At 62.4% G+C, this 15,062-nt stretch carries 19 protein-coding genes; 4 read left to right on the top strand and 15 right to left on the bottom strand.

The window, feature by feature from the left end; translation table 11 throughout:
* The first annotated feature begins 12 nt into the window (after positions 1–12).
* The 4 genes from AC0V6T_RS01945 (at position 13) to AC0V6T_RS01930 (ending at position 4,939) form a co-directional block, all read left to right on the top strand.
* Entirely contained in the window at positions 13–1,164 is a 1,152-nt protein-coding gene (locus tag AC0V6T_RS01945; protein WP_486123857.1) for a DUF547 domain-containing protein, read from the top strand.
* 115 nt (positions 1,165–1,279) lie between these two features.
* Positions 1,280–2,500, top strand: coding sequence for a DUF547 domain-containing protein (locus AC0V6T_RS01940; RefSeq protein ID WP_486123855.1), 1,221 nt, complete (start codon positions 1,280–1,282; stop codon positions 2,498–2,500).
* A gap of 248 nt (positions 2,501–2,748) precedes the next feature.
* Positions 2,749–4,065: a cystathionine gamma-synthase family protein gene (locus AC0V6T_RS01935; RefSeq protein WP_007165106.1), complete on the top strand. Its 1,317-nt coding sequence runs from the start codon at positions 2,749–2,751 to the stop codon at positions 4,063–4,065.
* Between the two features lie 43 nt (positions 4,066–4,108).
* Complete coding sequence (locus AC0V6T_RS01930; protein WP_486123853.1) at positions 4,109–4,939, top strand: SDR family NAD(P)-dependent oxidoreductase; 831 nt, start codon at positions 4,109–4,111, stop codon at positions 4,937–4,939.
* A 43-nt stretch (positions 4,940–4,982) separates the two neighbouring features.
* Here the strand turns inward: AC0V6T_RS01930 and AC0V6T_RS01925 are convergent, their stop codons facing one another.
* From AC0V6T_RS01925 to hisB, 15 genes are all read right to left on the bottom strand, one after another.
* Positions 4,983–5,216, bottom strand: coding sequence for a hypothetical protein (locus tag AC0V6T_RS01925; RefSeq protein ID WP_486123852.1), 234 nt, complete (start codon positions 5,214–5,216; stop codon positions 4,983–4,985).
* Positions 5,217–5,294: 78 nt separating this feature from the next.
* Positions 5,295–5,549 carry a cold-shock protein gene (locus tag AC0V6T_RS01920; protein ID WP_486123850.1) on the bottom strand — a complete coding sequence of 85 codons (255 nt, stop codon included), beginning with the start codon at positions 5,547–5,549 and terminating at the stop codon, positions 5,295–5,297.
* A 227-nt stretch (positions 5,550–5,776) separates the two neighbouring features.
* Complete coding sequence (locus tag AC0V6T_RS01915) at positions 5,777–6,310, bottom strand: J domain-containing protein (protein ID WP_007165110.1); 534 nt, start codon at positions 6,308–6,310, stop codon at positions 5,777–5,779.
* A 408-nt stretch (positions 6,311–6,718) separates the two neighbouring features.
* Positions 6,719–7,246 carry a peptidoglycan-associated lipoprotein Pal gene (gene pal / locus AC0V6T_RS01910; RefSeq protein WP_486123847.1) on the bottom strand — a complete coding sequence of 176 codons (528 nt, stop codon included), beginning with the start codon at positions 7,244–7,246 and terminating at the stop codon, positions 6,719–6,721.
* Positions 7,247–7,329: 83 nt separating this feature from the next.
* Positions 7,330–8,751: a Tol-Pal system beta propeller repeat protein TolB gene (gene tolB, locus AC0V6T_RS01905; RefSeq protein WP_486123845.1), complete on the bottom strand. Its 1,422-nt coding sequence runs from the start codon at positions 8,749–8,751 to the stop codon at positions 7,330–7,332.
* A gap of 4 nt (positions 8,752–8,755) precedes the next feature.
* Positions 8,756–9,565, bottom strand: coding sequence for an energy transducer TonB (locus tag AC0V6T_RS01900; RefSeq protein ID WP_486123843.1), 810 nt, complete (start codon positions 9,563–9,565; stop codon positions 8,756–8,758).
* 12 nt (positions 9,566–9,577) lie between these two features.
* The gene (locus AC0V6T_RS01895; RefSeq protein ID WP_007165115.1) at positions 9,578–10,027 is read right to left on the bottom strand and encodes an ExbD/TolR family protein; all 450 of its coding nucleotides are present in this window, start codon (positions 10,025–10,027) and stop codon (positions 9,578–9,580) included.
* A 121-nt stretch (positions 10,028–10,148) separates the two neighbouring features.
* Entirely contained in the window at positions 10,149–10,871 is a 723-nt protein-coding gene (tolQ, locus tag AC0V6T_RS01890; RefSeq protein WP_486123841.1) for a protein TolQ, read from the bottom strand.
* Between the two features lie 3 nt (positions 10,872–10,874).
* The gene (locus AC0V6T_RS01885; RefSeq protein ID WP_007165117.1) at positions 10,875–11,345 is read right to left on the bottom strand and encodes a YbgC/FadM family acyl-CoA thioesterase; all 471 of its coding nucleotides are present in this window, start codon (positions 11,343–11,345) and stop codon (positions 10,875–10,877) included.
* A 99-nt stretch (positions 11,346–11,444) separates the two neighbouring features.
* Complete coding sequence (locus AC0V6T_RS01880) at positions 11,445–11,828, bottom strand: histidine triad nucleotide-binding protein (protein WP_007165118.1); 384 nt, start codon at positions 11,826–11,828, stop codon at positions 11,445–11,447.
* Between the two features lie 22 nt (positions 11,829–11,850).
* Positions 11,851–12,162, bottom strand: a complete 312-nt coding sequence (locus tag AC0V6T_RS01875; protein ID WP_486123839.1) for a phosphoribosyl-ATP diphosphatase — start codon at positions 12,160–12,162, stop codon at positions 11,851–11,853.
* 40 nt (positions 12,163–12,202) lie between these two features.
* Complete coding sequence (gene hisF, locus AC0V6T_RS01870) at positions 12,203–13,003, bottom strand: imidazole glycerol phosphate synthase subunit HisF (protein WP_486123837.1); 801 nt, start codon at positions 13,001–13,003, stop codon at positions 12,203–12,205.
* Positions 13,000–13,728 (bottom strand): 1-(5-phosphoribosyl)-5-[(5-phosphoribosylamino)methylideneamino]imidazole-4-carboxamide isomerase, encoded by a 729-nt coding sequence (gene hisA, locus AC0V6T_RS01865; protein ID WP_486123836.1) that lies wholly within the window; start codon positions 13,726–13,728, stop codon positions 13,000–13,002. The genes hisF and hisA overlap by 4 nt, the downstream gene beginning before the upstream one ends.
* Positions 13,725–14,363 (bottom strand): imidazole glycerol phosphate synthase subunit HisH, encoded by a 639-nt coding sequence (hisH, locus tag AC0V6T_RS01860; RefSeq protein ID WP_486123834.1) that lies wholly within the window; start codon positions 14,361–14,363, stop codon positions 13,725–13,727. The genes hisA and hisH overlap by 4 nt, the downstream gene beginning before the upstream one ends.
* Positions 14,356–14,961: an imidazoleglycerol-phosphate dehydratase HisB gene (hisB, locus tag AC0V6T_RS01855; protein WP_007165123.1), complete on the bottom strand. Its 606-nt coding sequence runs from the start codon at positions 14,959–14,961 to the stop codon at positions 14,356–14,358. Before hisB ends, hisH begins: the two co-directional genes overlap by 8 nt.
* Positions 14,962–15,062: the final 101 nt, after the last annotated feature.

Below are 15,062 nucleotides of genomic sequence, written 5' to 3'. Positions count from 1 at the left end.
GGACGCTCTTTAATGAACAAAATCCGCAAAGCCGCCGCTCTCGGCGTCTGTTCTCTTGCGCTTCTAGGCGCGCCGCTTGCGGCTGCGCAGGACGGCGCTGTTAATGCCTCGGTCCAGTCGGGCGGGGAGCGCGTGGACCCCTTTGCCAAATTCGTGCCCACGACCGATCCGATCCGCCACCGGATCGACTACGAAATCTGGGATTTCGCGCTCAAGAACATCGTGATCTCGATGGGGCCTTCCACTAGGTCGCGGCCCTATGCCGAAGTCCCGCCGGTGGGCACGCGCATCCGCCAGGGGCACAATTCGCGGTACCGCCTCGAAGGTTCGATGGTGTCCTTCTCGAGCTTCCAGACCGAGACCATCGAAAGCTTTGCCGAATATCGCCGCGACCTTGAAAGCGTTGGCGACAAGCTCGACATCTCAACCCTGCCACGCAACGAACAGCTCGCCTTCTGGATCAACCTCCACAATGTGGCGCTGATGGAGAAGATTGCGGCCGAATGGCCCGTGCGCCAACCGCACCGGATCGAAGTGGATGGCGTACTGCTCGATAGCGCGAAGTTCATCACGGTTGCCGGCGTTTCGATGAGTCTCAAGGACATCCGCGAGCGGATCGTCTTTGCCAACTGGAAGAGCCCGAAAGTCATCTACGGCTTCTGGCGCGGCGAGATCGGTGGCCCGGCGCTTGAGCGCATGGCATATACCGGCAACAATGTCGGCTCGCTTCTCGACGTGGCGGCAGAAGACTTCGTCAACTCGCTTCGCGGCACCCAGAAACGTGGCGACCAGCTCAATGTCTCGCGGCTCTACACCGAAGCGGCTCCCTTTTACTTCCCAGATTTTGAAAATGACCTGCGCGCGCATCTGGCCGAATATGCCAATGAAGAAGTCACGGAGATCCTCTCCGAAACCGGCGTAATCCGCGCTTCGATAGCGGAGCAGGATATCGCCGATCTGGCAGGCGGATCGCGCGGGGCAAACTATCTCAACGGGTCATCCAGTGGCAGCCGCCCAGGTATTCCTCCAGGCGCGGCGCTTCTGCTGGTTCAGCGCGAGCGCAAACTTGAGGTGCTGCGCCGCGAGGATGCGCCTACCGGCCGCGTGATCTTCTCCAATATCGACCTGCCCGGCGATCCGCCGAACAAGAACGCGGTCGAGTAAAGGGTTCGCGCGCATCATAGGCTTGATGACCTAGGCCGCGCGCATTCATACTAGGTGCATGAACTCAGGCTAAAGTCTTGATTCTCGGACGCAAACTGTCAGGTGGAGACACTTTATGTTCAATTCCACGCAATACCGCTTCGCTGCGGCTCTTTTTGTTACAAGCGGCCTCACCTTGCCGCTCGCTGCCGAGAGTACGACCTTTGTGTCGCCCGCTCAAAATCAGACAAGCGCCGCCACTGCGGAGGCCCAATCCGAGCTAGCTCGCTTTGCTCCGCAGGCCGAACCGCGCGAGCATCGGATCGATTACGAACATTGGGACGAAGCGCTTGAATGGCTGGTGGTGCCGATGGGTCCTTCGATCCGTGAAACCGCGCCGCGCGTCGATCCGCGCACCGGCACTCGCCGCACTTACGGGCACGAATCTCGCCTTCGCCTCGAAGGCAACCGGCTCGCTTTTTCCTATATCACCCCTGACATCAGGCAGGCGATCAGCGACTATCGGGCCGATCTTGAGCGGGTCGGCTCCGAGCTCGATATCTCAAGCCTGCCGCGCAACGAGCAGCTCGCCTACTGGCTGAACCTGCACAATGTCGCGATGGTTGAGGCGCTCTCGGGCGAGTATCCGATGGTGAAGCCTGAAGACCGCACGTTCGGTCCGAACGAGACCGCGCTCGACGATGCCAAGCTGGTGACGGTCGCCGGCGTGGCGCTGTCGCCGCGTGATATCCGGGAAGGCATCGTCTATCCCAACTGGCGCGATCCCAAGGTCATTTATGGCTTCTGGCGCGGCATCTTGGGTGGCCCTTCGATTCAGCGGCTTGCGTTCAACGGTGCGAATGTCGACCCGCTCCTTGCCCTTTCGGCTGAGGACTTCGTCAATTCGCTTCGCGGTGTTGAGCGCTGGGGCGGCGCCTTGCGCGTGAGCCCAATATACGAGGAAGCCAAGCGCTTCTATTTCGAGGACAGCGAATATTTGCGCGCGCACTTGTCGCAATATGCACGTGACGAAGTGCGCGAGCTGGTGAGCGAGACCACAGAGGTCGCATACCGACCGCTCGAAACGGACCTCGCTGATCTTTCGCGCGGTGAGCGTGAGCCGTCTTACACCAACCTTTGCGTCCAGCCCCCGGGCATGAATGGCGGTCAACCCCCCGTCGTCGATGTCGCGAACTGCGCGACCACCCTCACTCGCACTAATCCCGCCATTCAAAGGCTGATGGCAGAGCGAGCAGAGAAGCTCGAGCGGGCGCGGCGTGCCGGTATTCGCACCGGTATGGTGATCTTCGGCGATGGCCGATACGCCGAAGGCGAAGCGCCGCCCGAAGTCGAATAGTTTTTCGCCTGATCCTCGGCGGCCCCGCGCAAGGTGACATGCTTTGCGCGGGGCCGTTTCGTTTGCCCACATGATCCTGCCGAAAGCTCGCCTCAAACCGGTTGCAAGTGCAACCAGTGCGCGATAACTCCCGTTCAAAGGGCCGAGGGGAGAGGCGCTTCTGCGGAGGTTAGAAGCGGGTGCCCCGTTCGTCCTGCCAATCGGCTCCTGCCTTCCTGGGAGCGCTTTTTTAGGAAGGACGCTGCGCCATGACTGACGCAATCGACGCCACCGACACGCCCACCCCTCGCCGCAAGCCCAAGCCAGAGCGCACCGAGATCGCAGGCCGCCCGCTGAAGCCATCCACGCTGATGATGGGCCATGGCTATGACCCTGAGCTGTCGGAAGGCTCGCTCAAGGCGCCGATCTTCCTCACCTCGACCTTCGCATTCCCCAGCGCCGCCGATGGCAAGCGCCACTTCGAAGGCATCACCGGCAAGCGCCCGGGCGGCGCGGAAGGCCTCGTCTATTCGCGCTTCAACGGGCCGAACCAAGAAATCCTCGAAGACCGGCTCGCGATCTGGGACGGCGCGGAAGATGCGCTGACTTTCTCCAGCGGTATGACCGCGATCTGCATCCTGATGATGGCCTATGTTAGCCAGGGCGACGTGATCGTCCATTCGGGCCCGCTTTACGCCGCGTCCGAGGGCTTCGTTGCAAAGGTGCTCGCGAAGTTCGGCGTCACCTATGTCGACTTCCCCGCAGGCGCGTCGCCCGAGGAAATCGAGGAAGTGATAGAGAAAGCCAAATGCCAGGCTGGCGAGAATGGCGGCCAGGTTGCGATGATCTACCTCGAAAGCCCGGGCAATCCGACCAATGCGCTCGTCGATATCGAAGCAGTGAAGGCCGCGCGCGACAAGGTGCTGGGCAAGCCCTGCCCGATCGCAATCGACAACACGTTCCTTGGGCCATTGTGGCAGCGTCCGCTCGACCACGGCGCGGATATCGTTGCCTATTCGCTGACCAAATATGTCGGCGGGCATTCGGACCTCGTCGCAGGCTCAATTGCGGGGGCGAAGAAGTGGATGGACCCGGTTCGCGCGCTGCGCAACACGATGGGCGGCATCGTCGATCCCAACACCGCATGGATGCTCCTGCGCAGCCTCGAGACTGTCGAACTTCGCATGCAGCGCGCAGGTGAGAACGCGGCCAAGGTCTGCGCATTCCTCAAAGATCACCCCAAGGTCGAAGGCCTCGGCTATCTCGGCATGATCGAGGATGAGCGCCAGCAGGACATCTACGACCGGCATTGCCTGGGTGCAGGCTCGACCTTCAGCGTCTTCCTCAAAGGCGGCGAGGCGGAGTGCTTCCGCTTCCTCGACAACCTCACCATCGCCAAGCTCGCAGTCAGCCTTGGCGGGACCGAGACGCTTGCGAGCCACCCGGCTTCGATGACCCACCTTTCTGTGCCGCATGCGCGCCGCCAGATGCTCGGCATTTCCGATAGCCTGGTGCGCATCAGCATCGGGATCGAGGACGCAGACGACCTCATCGCCGACTTCGAACAGGCGCTTGAGAAAGTCTGACTATCAGACTAAGCTCACCCGTGAAAGTACGGGAGAGCTTTATATGAGCAAGTTTGAAAAGGTCTGTCTCGTGCTTGGCGCAGGCGCGGGGATCGGGGGGCATGTCGCCGCCCGCTTCGCACGTGAAGGGTATCACGCGGTCCTGGCACGGCGATCTGACGAGGAAGGTCTGGGCCGGCTCGTCAGCGCCATCGAGAGCGGCGGCGGCAGCGCCACGGGAATGATGGTCGATGCAAGCGAGGATGGTACGATCGAGGACATGGTCGCCCGGATCGAGAGCGATATCGGGCCGATCGATACCGCGCTTTACAATCTAGGCGCGCAGATCGGGAACCGGCGCTTGCTGGATACGCCGCACAGGACGTTCGAGCTGGGTTGGCGGCTAGGGTGCTTCGGGCTGTTCCGGCTCGCTCACGCGATGTTCCCGGCGATGCTTGAGCGAGGTGGCGGGACGCTGCTCGTCACCTCGGCCACGGCAGCCGTGCGGGGCAATGCGGGGCAACACAGCCATGCCGCCGCGATGGGCGGTCGCCGGATGCTGTGCCAGACGATGAACGCGGAGTTCGGGCCGCAGGGCATTCACGTTGCGCATGTGGTCGTGGACGGATCGGTCGATGCGCCTGACACGCTCGGCAAGCTGCTTGGCGACAAGTTCGATGCCTACAAGGCGTCAAAGGGCGAAGATGGCGTGCTCGACCCTGCGAACCTTGCCGACACTTACTGGCATCTCGCGCAGCAGCCTAGAAACTGCTGGACCCACGAAATCGATGTGCGTCCCTGGACCGACACACCGTGGTGGAACGACAATCCACCCGCTGCGATCGACACCTCTGCACGCGACGGCAAGGCCGCTTTTGGAAGTGCGAAGGACTAAGCTTCGATCAGGATTGACCGCAGGCCTGCTTTTTCAGGTTGCCTCAGACTGGCCTAGGCTCAGCGGCAGGGAGCGCGTTCGTCCTATCGCCTTTTGAGACAGGAGAAACGACCTCGCCAGGCCATCCCATATTGGACAGCCCGTTCTCAAATCGCCAGTCGGCTACCGTCTTCGCACGCGCTTCCATCAGCTCGATTGCGAGACTGCGCTCGCGCAGCGAGCCAGAGCGATCGACCTTCATTGCGGCGAGCTGGTGATCGAAAAGAAACTGGTTCATCGGCATCTCGGTGCACCCTTGCAAGAGAGATGGAAACGTGAGCCGGGGGGATGATTGCCCCCCGGCCTTGCGTTGTTGTCAGCCCTGCTGTTTGCTGGCCTGATTCTTCTGGTTCTGGCCGTCGCCCTGCTGGTGTTGCAGGTTCACGGCGGACTTCTTGCCGCCATCGACTTCCTTCGTTTCGTAGCTGTAACGCTGATCGACCTTCGGGACCTGACCTTCCTGTTGAAGGTCGGCCTTCTTGAACCTGAGCACGTCGCCGCCTTTCTCTGCGGTGATCGAGCCTGCGCCCATGCTACTGTCGTAGCTCTTGATTTTGCCAAAGTGTGCCATGTGTCATTCCTTCATACGAGTTTGCAGCGCGCCAGAATTGACCCGGCTGCGACTATGAGGCGGAACTGAAGGAAAGGGCTTTCGATGTAGAAAGCGATCACCGTCGATTACGACTGGTAGCTGATTAGTAGATGGCCATGCCAGGCCATGAATACAACAGCCGCCATCGCTTTATATATTCGTTTGAACCAAGTCTGCGGTAAACGCCCGGTTTCGAGTAGCGCGGCCTAACCTTTCCACTCGCGTCGCTCTTCGGCAGCGCGCAGGACTTCGTAAGCGACCTGGAGCTTCTGAAACTCCTGAGCGGCCTCCTCGTCTCCCGGTTTCACGTCAGGGTGCACCAGCTTGGCCTTGGCGCGGTAGGCTTTCTTGATCGCCGAAAAATCCGCATCCGCCTCCAGCTCAAGCACATCGAGCGCGCGCATCTCATCTGCACTGCGAGAACCATCGCCTGAACCGGTCCAGCCGTAATGCGAAGCCTCGGCATAGCCCGCGCTTTCGGCCCGCTCGGCCTTGGCGCGTTCTTCCTTCTGCTCCTTGTCGAGCCCTTCGAAATAGTCCCAGCCCTTGTTGTATTCAGCGGCATGGGCCTGGCAGAAATACCAGCGGTCCGGGCTGTTGGGTGACTTGGGCGCGGGACAGTCACCTGGCTCATCGCAGCCGTGCCGGTCGCAGATGCGCACATTGGTTGTCTCGCGCGACGAGCCATAGCCACGCCAGCGCGGGAAACCCCAGTCATTCGAGCGACGCGCCTTAGGCATGGCAGAAAGCGATTGGGCTGGGCTCGCGTGAGCAAATGTCGTTGGTCGGATAGATCACGCGCCTAACCTAGGGTCGGTGGCGCAGATTGCAAAGATGTGGAACCAGTTGCGATGTGAAATGTTGCATTGCAACTAAGCGTTCACTTCTTCGCTGCATATCGCAGCACTCAATCAGGACCCGATGAGCCAGCAACTGACCATATCCAGTCTGTTCTCAGCCCTCGCGCTGGTCTGCCTCGCGCTTGTCGCGCGGGTCGGAGCGGACCGTGATGTGCAGATTAGCGCTGCCGGTCCCGTGGCTCAGGTCATCTCTACAAGCTCAAGCGCGAAGTAAGCGCTCCAACGCAAAAGCAAACGCCCGCCCCTCCCTGTCGGGAGAGACGGGCGCATGGTCCGTGATTTTCGCGATCAGTTGATGATGATGCTCGCAGCGCGGCGGTTCTGCGACCAGGCCGCTGGCGTTGAGGCAAGCGCGACAGGGCGCTCCTTGCCGTAGCTGACAGTGCGGATGCGGTTCGGCGACACGCCCAAGCTGACAAGATAGTTCTTCGCCGCATTGGCACGCCGCTCACCCAAGGCAAGGTTGTATTCGCGCGTGCCGCGTTCGTCGCAGTGGCCTTCGATGGTGAAGGTCAGCTGCGGGAAGCGTGCGAAATACTGCGCCTGCGCCTGAAGTGCGGCAGCATCGGTGCTGTCGATGTTGAAGCGGTCGGTGTCGAAATAGATGACGCTCGACGATCCGACTGCAGCCTCGAAGTGGCCCTGAGTACCGGGAACCGGGCCAGTCGGAGCGGTCGGAGCCGGCGCCGGGGTCGGCGTCGGGGTCGAAACCGGCGCGGGCGGCAATTCTTCGGGAGCCTTCTTGGCACACGCGCCCAGCGCAAGTGCGGAAGTCATCAGAGCGAGCGTGGCCGCTTTGGAAACGGAGAAAGTCATAAATTTGCTCTCCTATCTTGGAGCCGGTCAGCAATGCGCACCGGTCAGGTTTAACCTTGTAAGTTCGTGAGGGTAAAACGCAATCAGGGACGAATGGGTCCCCATGCGGGGTCCGATGCATCGACCGGCGTCGGCAATCTCCTTTCGTTGCGGCCGGTGAGGTCGACCTGCCACAGCGAGGAACGACCGGCATCGCGGGTGGTCCGGAAAAACTGGATGATTCGGCCATTGGGCGCCCAGGTGGGGGCCTCGTCCTGCCAGCCGTTTGTGAGGACGCGCAAGGACCCTCCCGATGGGGTCATGACGGCAACGTTGAAGTCGCCTGCAATGCGGGTGAAAGCGATCTGATCGCCGCGCGGGCTCCATTCTGGCGTCGCGCATCGGCCTCCGAAAAAGGTGATGCGCCGCTGGTTCGATCCATCCGCATCCATGATATAGCATTGCTGTGTGCCCGAACGGTCGCTCTCGAACACGATCCGGCGACCATCGGGCGAATAGGAACCGCCAATGTCGATCCCCGGCGTATTGGTCAGCCGCTCGCTGCGACCGCCTGTGACAGGCACGCGGTAGATGTCCGTGTTGCCCGCAACGGCCATTGAAAAGAGGATATGGCGGCCATCGGGCGACCAGCGCGGCGCGAGCGTCGGGTTCTGGTTTTCGGTCACCAGCGTCTGCTGACCGCTGCCAATGTCATAGACGTAGATGCGCGGATTTCCGTCGACATAGGACAGGTAGAGGATCTTCGAATAGTCGGGCGAATAGCGCGGGGTGAGCGCGGTCGCGCTGCCGAGGGTGAGGAAGCGGTGGTTCGCGCCGTCCGAATCCATCACTGCGAGGCGCTTGACGCGGTTATCCTTGGGCCCGGTCTCGGCGATGTAGGCGATGCGGCTGTCAAAAAACGGGCTCTCCCCCGTCAGACGTGCATAGATGAGGTCGGAGCATTTGTGTGCCGCGCGGCGCCAGTCTGCAGGCCTGACCACCCAGCCTTCGCGGATAAGTTCGTCCTGAAGCGCGACGTCGTAGAGGTAGCAGCCCACCACCAGCCGATCGTCACCACGCGCGCGGACATAGCCGTGCACCAGCATCTCAGCTCCGCGTCCGGTCCAGCTCGACCAGCTGGGCGCGGTGATCTGCTGAAAGCGCGGCTCGGGCAAGCTGTCGGGACCGGTCGGCTTGAACAGGCCATTGTTGCGCAGGTTCGCGGTGATGACGCGCGCGATCTCGCGGCCAAGCGCGGCGGTGCCGTCGCTGTTCGCCGGAGTCGCACGATTGGCGTCGGTCGCGAAAGACGGGATCGCGATACCGAGATCCTGCCAGTCGCTTTCGTCGGTCACGGTACCGCGCAGCGGGCCTAGCTCCTCGCCGTCACCGCCCTCGATCGCGATATCCTCGACCTCACCGCCTTCACCAAGCGGTTCGCCGAGGTCCTGATTCTGAGCGGTCGCTATCGACGCGGACGTGGCCATCAGGCCGGCGAGGAGGGTGACGAAAATCTTGGTCTTCATGGGGTCAGAGCCTTCTGTTGAAATCCCACACGAGGTCTTTCCAGCGATTGTAGAACTGCTCGGGCAAGTTGAAAGGGGCGGCAAGCTGGACTGCGCGAATTGCGCGTTCGCAGTGCAGGCCAGCCTGCGGTCGGTTGCTTTCCGTCACCGTGGACGGGTTGGTGCGACATGTGGGGCGACCGACGAGGCTTCCATCAGGGTTTAGCTTCCATCGTACCTCCGATTCCAGCAACTCAGCCTCTACCCCTGAAGGCGCGCTCCAATGGGGGCGCAACTGGCGCGTGATCGCGGAGCGCAGGGCCGACTGTTCGGCCCGGCCAAACGTAGCGGCCGGGGCGCTCGTCGTGTCGGTCTGAGTTGAGCTGCCCTGCCCTTCGAGGAAGTTGTCGCCGATGAGGCTGCCGCCTGCGGGCTGCTCAGCGCGGCGCTGTGAAGGTTGCTGGCGGGTTTCCTCTGGACGGCGACGGTCGCGGGTGTCGGGCGGGGCTTGTGTGCGTGGCTGAGTGCGAGACTGCGGGCGCGGCGGGGTTGGCGGCGCGGTTTCCTCGGCAGGCTCGGACGAAGCCTCCTGAGGCGGAGAAGGCACATCAGTAAGCGTCGGCGCAATCGCCGCGCGGCTTTCGGGCGTTGGATTGGGCGCTGTCGATTCAAGGCTGACTTCGGTAGCGAGGCTTACCGCGACGCGTTGAGGCGGGGTGAAGGGTTCAGGCGCGAAAAGGACCTGCGCCGCAAGCAGCGCGACCAGCGCGCCGTGCAGCACGATCGCGGCGATCAGCCCGATCCTGTCTTCTCTCCTGAACGTGCTCTCTCCCATCTCTGCCTCTCGCTATGGGGGAGTAACTGAACCGTCGGTGACCAGCGATATCGAGGTGAAGCCGGCGCGTCCCAGCTCCCCCATCACTGCCATCACTCGGCCATAGTCGAGGCTGCGATCTCCGCGCAGGACAATCGTCGGAAGCTCGCCCGCAGCGTTGCGGTCAAGCGTCGCCAGCGCATCGGGCAGAGCGCCCGTGGGCACGGCATTATCGCCGATATAGACGCGGCCTTCGCTGTCGATGCTGATAGTCACCTGCTCGGGTGCTTCCTCGACCGCGTTAGCCCGGCTTTCGGGCAGTTCGATCGGCACGCCCACGGCGGGAAGCGTCACCGTCACCATGAAGATGATGAGCAGCACCAGCATCACGTCGACGAGCGGCGTAACGTTGATCTCCGCCATGGCCGCGCGCTTTCCGCGCTTCCCACGGCGTTTGCCGGGAGTGGTGAGGCCCATCGCCATTACTGGTCTGCGCACGCCCATCCGGGCGCGCGATCCTCGCTAGACGCGCAGCAAAGCTGCGCACGCTGCGGGCGGGCGGTCGCCCTTGCGGTTGCTTTGCAACCGATTTGGCTGCCAGCGCTCATGTTCTATCCAGCTCTCGGCTGAGGCCTGCGTGAACCTTGTCGGCAAAGCGTTGCAGCTTTGCCTCGTACTGGTTCACCGAGTTCGAGAAGCGGTTGTAAGCGATCACCGCCGGAATAGCGGCGAAAAGGCCGATGGCGGTGGCGAACAGCGCCTCCGCGATGCCCGGCGCGACAACGGCGAGCGAGGCCGATTGCTGCGCACCGATCTGAAAGAAGCTGTTCATGATGCCCCACACGGTCCCGAACAGGCCCACAAAGGGCGCGACCGATCCGGTGGTGGCAAGGAAGTTCAGCTTGCCCGCGAGATCGTCTGCCTCTTCGGCAACCTGGCTCTCCATCGCAGCACCGATCCGCTGGCGAGCGGCAGGGCGATCGGGTGCCCCGCCCTTGGTCGACCGGCGCCATTCGTCCAAACCAGCGCCCGCAACGCGCGCCGAGGGAACCTTGGCGCGGCGCTGCTTGGTCAGCACGGCTTCTCGGTCGCGGGTGTCCCAGAACTCGGCCTCGTATTCGCGCGAGGCGGAGTTGAGCTTGCCGATGCGCAGCAGGAACGAAACGATGATCGCCCAGGTCCAGATGCTGGCGAGGATCAGGCCGATCATCACCGCCTGCACCACGATGTCGGCTTCCAGAAACAGCTCGATCGGATCGAGCCGCGTCGGCCCCAGAGAGGTCGCCCCAGCCTCGGCAAGTCCGGCGCTCAACAGGTCAATCAGCACTCTCTAGCTATCCTCTCGTGTCATGAAGGTCTTGAACGCGGCGCGCCACTCGGCAGGCTGGCGTTTGGGCCGGCCTTCGAGCGAGATGAACCCGACGCGCAAGGTTGCTTCGCACAGGTCTTCGTCTCCGCGCCGCGCCACTTGGTGCATCCGGCAGCTTGCCGCGCCCAGTTCGGTGCAGGTGGTGGTGATCACCACGTCGTCATCGAGCTTTGCGGGCCGCAGATATTTGAGATGTATTTCGGAAACCGCATAGGCCCCGCCAACGCCTGCCCCGTCCGCCCCAGCCTCGATCTCTGCGCGCTGGTCGATGCCGAGCATGCGCAACAGATCGCTGCGAGCACGCTCGAACCAACGCAGATAATTGGCGTGATAGGTGATGCCCGACAGGTCGGTATCCTCGTAATAGACGCGCACCGCATAAAGGTGCTGCGAACCATCGATGACGCCGCCCGGAGGAGTTGGTTTTACCATGTTGCAAAGCCACCTAGCGCAGCGGAGATTCGCTGGAAAGGTGCGTTTGTCGCTGGCCGCATGAACGGGGACGAAACGAATCTCAGCTGCGGTGAGGTGTTAGCCCTTTTTCCAGATCATGGGCCCCAATGGCTGGCCGCCGAAGATATGGACATGCAGGTGCGGGACTTCCTGCCCGCCATGCGCGCCGATATTCGCCATGAGGCGATAGCCGGGTTCGACGAGCCCCTTCATCCGTGCGACTTCGCCGACCGCGCGGATGAAACCGGCGATCTCGTCGGCGCTCGCCTTGGCGCTGAAATCGTCCCAGCTGACATACTTGCCCTTCGGGATCACCAGCGTGTGAATTTCCGCCTGCGGATTGATGTCCTCGAACGCGAAAGCCCACTCATCTTCGTAGACCTTGTTTGACGGGATTTCCCCGCGCAGGATTTTCGCGAAGATGTTGTCGTCGTCGTAAGGCAGCGTCGGGTCGATCGGCATGAATTACTCCGTGCTACTAGAATCAGGGGCGTGAAGCTTTTTCCTCGATCCCCGAAAGCCCTTCGCGCCGGTCGAGTTCGGCAAGGACGTGGTCGAGGCTGACGCCCTTGGCCTGAAGCAGGACGAGCAGGTGGAAGATGAGGTCGGCGCTTTCGCTGACCAGCTCCTCCTTCGAGCCGGAGACCGCCGCGATCACCGCTTCGGTCGCTTCCTCGCCGAGCTTCTGCGCGATCTTGGGCAAGCCTTTGGCGTTAAGCTTGGCGACGTAGCTGGTCTCGGGCGAGGCAGCACGGCGCTGCGCGATAGTCTGTTCAAGGCGTTCGAGGGTTTCCATGGACGCGGGGTCTCGCTCAAACACCGCGCGCAGGCAAGAGTTATGTCCCTCGGGCCGGGAGGCCGGCATCGCGCAGGGCCTTGTGCGCCTCGGCAATCGAGTGGGTGCCGAAGTGAAAGATCGAGGCGGCCAGAACCGCGCTCGCATGCCCTTCGCGCACCCCTTCGACGAGGTGTCCGAGATTGCCGACGCCACCGCTGGCCACTACGGGGATGCTCACTGCATCGGCAATGGTGCGGGTGAGTTCGAGGTCGTACCCAGCCTGCGTCCCGTCGCCGTCCATGCTGGTCACGAGCAATTCGCCCGCGCCAAGCTCAGCGACTTTCTTTGCGTATTCGACCGCGTCGATCCCGGTCGGCTTGCGTCCGCCATGGGTGAAGATTTCCCACTTCGGCCCTTGCTCGGGTGCATCGCCCTGCACGGGTATCGCGGGTGTGACACGGCGCGCATCGACGCTGGCAACGACGCACTGGCTGCCGAATTTCGCAGCGATCTCGCTCACCAGTTCGGGCCGCGCGACTGCGGCGGAATTGATCGCAACCTTGTCCGCGCCCGCGAGCAGCAGCGCACGCGCGTCCTCGACACTGCGAACCCCGCCTCCGACGGTAAGCGGCATGAAGCAGACCTCTGCGGTGCGCTTGACGATATCAAGCAGCGTACCGCGCCCTTCATGGCTGGCCGAGATGTCGAGAAAACACAGCTCGTCCGCCCCCGCCTCATCATAAGCGCGCGCCTGTTCGACCGGATCGCCTGCGTCCTTCAGGTCGACGAAGTTGACGCCCTTCACCACGCGCCCATCGGCAACGTCGAGGCAGGGGATGACGCGGATACGAACGGTCACGCCCGCGCTCCCATCTGGATTGCTGCCGCGAGGTCCAGCTTGCCCTCATAGAGAGCACGTCCGGTGATGACGCCCTCGATCCCGTTATGCGCGTTGAGGCTGAGGACGTGAATGTCATCGAGGCCCTTAACCCCGCCGCTCGCAATCACGGGAATGTCGACCCGCTGCGCTAGGTCGACGGTCGCGTCGATATTCACGCCCTTGAGCAATCCATCGCGCCCAATATCAGTGAAGAGAAGCGAGGCGACGCCTGCATCCTCGAAGCGGCGCGCGAGGTCGACCACGGGCACGTCGGACACTTCCGCCCAGCCCTCGGTCGCGACCATGCCGTCTTTCGCGTCGACCGCGATAACGATGCCGCCTTCCCATTCGCGCGCCATTTCTCGCACGAACTCGGGGTCCTTGAGCGCAGCCGAACCCATCACCACGCGCGCAACACCGAGGTTAAACCAGCCCTCAACCGCCTTCGCATCGCGGATGCCGCCGCCCAGCTGCACATAGCCGGGAAAGCGCTCGACGATGGCTTTGACCGCCTCGATGTTGCGGCCCTCGCCAGCAAAGCTGCCGTCGAGGTCGACCACGTGGAGGTGCTCGGCTCCTGCTTCGGCGAAGATCATGGCTTGGGCTGCCGGATCATCGCCGTAGATCGTGGCGCGGTCCATGTCGCCTTCGGCAAGGCGCACGACTTCGCCGCCTTTGAGGTCGATGGCTGGGAATACAATCAAGGCCGCCACTCCAGGAAACGTTCGAGGGTCGCCAGACCATAGGCCTGGCTCTTTTCAGGGTGGAATTGCACGCCGGCGATGTTGGCGCGGCTGACCGCTGCCACAAGGCCTTCGCCGTGGTCGGTCAAAGCCGCGACGTGATACGGGTCTTCGGCAACGAAGTGGTACGAGTGGAGGAAATAAGCCTCGCCCTCCTCGATCACCTGATGCCCCCCGGACTTTCGGCGCGCGTGAGGCATGATCGCAACGTCGTTCCAGCCCATGTGGGGAACCTTGATTGACGGATCGTGCGGCTCGATCAGGCGCACTTCGCCCGGAATCCAGCCAAGGCCCTTATGCGTGCCATATTCAAGCCCGCGATCTGCAAGCAATTGCATGCCGACGCAGATGCCGAGGAACGGCGCACCGCCGATCTCGACCCGTTCATGCAGCGCTTCGACCATGCCCGGCACGGCTTTCAGGCCATCGGCACACGCCTTGAACGCGCCCACTCCGGGAAGCACGATGCGGTCAGCTGCGCGCACGACGCTCGCATCGGCGGTAACTTTGACGTTCGCACCGACCGCTTTGAGCGCATTGTAAACCGAATGCAGATTGCCCGCGCCGTAATCGACGAGAGCGACAACCTCAGCCACCGAGCTGCCCTTTCGTGCTGGGAATGGCGCCGCCCTTGCGCGGGTCGCGCTCGACCGCGATGCGCATGGCGCGGGCAAAGCCCTTGTAGAGGCTCTCGCAGATGTGATGGTTGTTCGTGCCGTAGAGCAGCTCGCAATGGAGCGTCAGGCCAGCCGATTGTGCGACCGAGTGGAACCAGTGCTCGATCAGCTCAGTGTCCCATTCGCCAAGCTTCTCCTGGCTGAACTGTGCTTTCCACACGAGATAAGGCCGTCCCGAAATGTCGAGCGACACGCGGCTCAGCGTCTCATCCATAGGAGAATAGGCGCTGCCATACCGCCCGATCCCGGCCTTGTCGCCAAGCGCATCGGTGAGCGCCTGACCCAGCGCAATCGCCGAATCCTCGGTGGTGTGGTGCTGGTCGACATGCAGGTCGCCTTCGACCTTCATCGTCACGTCGATCAGCGAATGCTTTGAGAATTGCTCAACCATGTGATCGAGAAAACCGATTCCCGTCGAAACGTCATAAGTGCCTGTTCCGTCGAGGTTCACCGCGATCTCGATCGAGGTCTCTGCGGTTTTCCGCTCAACTTTTCCGGTTCTTGGCTGGTCAGTCATGGCGCGCGCTATAGGCTTCTCGTCGGGGTGTGCAAACGGGTGATTGGCATAATTGCATACAATCGCTCACGAAACGCTTGACCCGCGCCGCGAGGCTCGCC

The organism is Erythrobacter sp. S158 (assembly GCF_057364915.1).
The sequence above is the reverse complement of the archived record's forward strand: the minus strand, read 5'-3'. Positions and strand labels throughout refer to the sequence as shown.